Here is a 2,778-nt window from a genome sequence, read left to right on the forward strand (position 1 = left end):
TGCTTAACCGATGACGCATGTATTTCAATTAGCCAAAACAGTTTTATGCAGGCGCATGCACAATTAACAGTAAGTTCCCATTCTTCGAACTCTTTAATTAATTACACCAGTATAGGCAAAGTTGGATAATTTATAGGTAAATAAGTCCATATTTAGTATTTATCAACTTAAATAATACTTTTATACATTAATATTGGATAATATTTTCTTTTATACTTATTTTTGAATATGGGTTAAGACATATACTCAAATAAATAATTTATGGCCAAATTAGTAAACCGTAAAAATATTAGAAAGTAATCCAGACCGAAATTCGTTTAAGAATCATACAGTTAGAGAAATTGGCCGGAATAGTTATAAGGAGTTAAAAAAGAGAAGTTTATGGAGTTTGAAAGTACTTCCAGGTAAACCAAACTCCATAAGACAAGCCCCGAGAGGCAGTTATCATGATTAGCTGTGCGAATATTTAAGCTTGCCTGATTCTGCCTCCTAGGTGCTAAATAGGAGTATAAAATATGAAGTGTAATAAAAGTAGAACAGGCATATTTTTATTAGTAATGCTACTAGCTAGTATTGCGTTAATACCAGCTGCAAGTGCACAAGAAAATGCGACTAAAAAGGAGCTTTCCTTTGGTCCAGGAACTCTTGATGAACTGAAAAAGGATACGAATTTTATTGCTGCACATGGAAGTATACCAGCTTTCGAAACTTTGGAAGAGAGGCAACAGTGGCTTGATAAGCTTAACAAAACATATACTAAAGCTAATGAAAATTATGATAAGAAAATATCAAAGTATTTCTATCCAAATGGTTCTGTTATAGCTTATGGTTATACTATTGATGGCGTTCTTAAGGTTGTAATCGAAAAAGGACAAGAACTGGATAAAACCAAAGAAAATGAAATCTATAATCTATTTTCTAAATATGGACAAGAAATTGGAGTAAAAGATACTCCAGTAGTATTTGTATATGGAGATTTTCCTGTACCAACCAGTCGTACTAGCTCATGGAGGCCCTTAATTGGAGGCATAAAAATAGTTTCAGATGGTAATGGTGGTTCCGTGACGTCAACTCTTGGTTTCGCTGCAAGGACCGATAGTGGAACTAAAGGTTTTGTTATTGTTGAGCATGCTGCACCATTTATTGGGAGTAGTGTATATCAACCCACTGCATCGAGTGCCAATTTAGTAGGAAGAGTAGCCAAATATAGCAACACTCGTGCAGACGCTTCATGGGTTCCTTGTTCTAATGTTAGACCAGTGATATATGATTATGATACTGATCATACAAGAAATGTAGTATCATATGGAGATCCCGCGGTAGGAGACATGGTTTTTAAATCGGGTATAGCAACAGGAAGAACAAATGGATATGTTACTGAGACAGGAACATACAGGTACAATTCCGGTGTTGGACGAACTTTATATAATCAATGTATTGCAGCATATAGGTGCGACGGTGGAGATAGCGGTTCTCCTGTATATATTTTAAGTGGTACCGGTGCTAAGATTGTGGGAATCCACTGGGGAGGAGTGGGAACACATTCTTCAAATGGCTACTCGACTTCGATATTTTCTCCAGTTTCTGGGATACACAACGATTTAGGTGTATATCCTCTTAAAACATAAACGTGCAATTAGAAAATTTTGTTAGTACAGTTCATTTTTGAAAAAAAGATGCAACATAATAACATATTATGCATTATTCAAAGTTGAGCCATACTAACTATTCCTTTATTTTTAATAAAGTCTAGTCATATTCAAAGAAATATTGAATTAAGAGGAGGCTACATGGGCTTAAAAATATCATATGTTCTATTATGTGTTGTTTTAGTAAATATTATAGGGAACTGTGTTTCAGGTTCTTGTTCCCAAAACGGAGATGGCATTATGGAAAATTCAAGTAATAATAATTCTGAGAATGCAGATAACACTCCACAACGTTTACCACTTACCTTTGGTCCGGAAACTCTTGATAAACTGAAAAGTGGTCCAGATTTTATCGCTGCTTATGGAAGTATACCCGCATTTGGAAGTTCGGAAGAGAGAGACCAATGGATTGATACTCTTAGCAAAATAATGGAAGAAATCAATGCAAATTTTGACCATGAAATGTCAAGGTATTCCTATCCAAATGGTCCCGTAACAGGATGTGGTGTAACCATTGATGGCGTTCTAAAGGTAGGGATCAACAAGAGTGAGAAAGTTGAAAAGCCTTTTATGGACGAAATATATAAGATCTTTGACTCAAAAGCAAGCCAGATGGGGCTTAAGGAAGTCCCTGTGGTATTCGTGTATGAAGATAATCCTGTGCCAACTGTTGCTACTGAAACACCAAATTTGCCTATATCTGGAGAAAAAAATACAGGAAGACTAAATAATTCAAATAATGATTCTGAACCCAATAATGGAAATATTTCAAACATAAATAGCTCAAGTGAAAATGACTCTAGCAAAGAGAACTCTACTCCAGGCTTTAGTTTATTGGGAGGCTTGATCTGTCTTTATGGAGTGGGGAAGTGCAGGAAGAAGTAAGTAATACAGGGCTTGGTGCCAGACAACTGAATGGCATAATGTCTTTTTACGTGTTTATTTTCAGCCTCTTGAGGAAAAAAGAAGTGCTAATCCCCTTCAACGTCAACAAAACAGCAAATTTAAAATTTTATATTTCAGAGGTTAAAACAATTTTATTCAATGTCCTCCTTTGGCCTGAATCCCCATGCTCTACCTTTTAATTTTTACATAATTTACCTTGGTCAACCAGTTGTAGTAACCTATT

3 protein-coding genes are annotated in these 2,778 nt (G+C 35.4%); all 3 read left to right on the forward strand.

From position 1 onward, the window contains the following. The first annotated feature begins 515 nt into the window (after nucleotides 1-515). The 3 genes from A9239_RS03335 (at nucleotide 516) to A9239_RS03345 (ending at nucleotide 2,734) form a co-directional block, all read left to right on the forward strand. A complete protein-coding gene (locus A9239_RS03335) occupies nucleotides 516-1,628 on the forward strand; it encodes a S1 family peptidase (protein ID WP_230629114.1) in 1,113 nt (370 codons plus the stop codon). Nucleotides 1,629-1,790: 162 nt separating this feature from the next. Continuing rightward, entirely contained in the window at nucleotides 1,791-2,534 is a 744-nt protein-coding gene (locus A9239_RS19295; RefSeq protein WP_176722093.1) for a hypothetical protein, read from the forward strand. Further along, nucleotides 2,519-2,734, forward strand: coding sequence for a hypothetical protein (locus tag A9239_RS03345; RefSeq protein WP_048117083.1), 216 nt, complete (start codon nucleotides 2,519-2,521; stop codon nucleotides 2,732-2,734). Before A9239_RS19295 ends, A9239_RS03345 begins: the two co-directional genes overlap by 16 nt. Nucleotides 2,735-2,778 lie beyond the last annotated feature (44 nt).

The sequence above is a fragment of the Methanosarcina sp. A14 genome (assembly GCF_001729375.1).
Classification (GTDB): Archaea; Halobacteriota; Methanosarcinia; order Methanosarcinales; family Methanosarcinaceae; genus Methanosarcina; species Methanosarcina barkeri.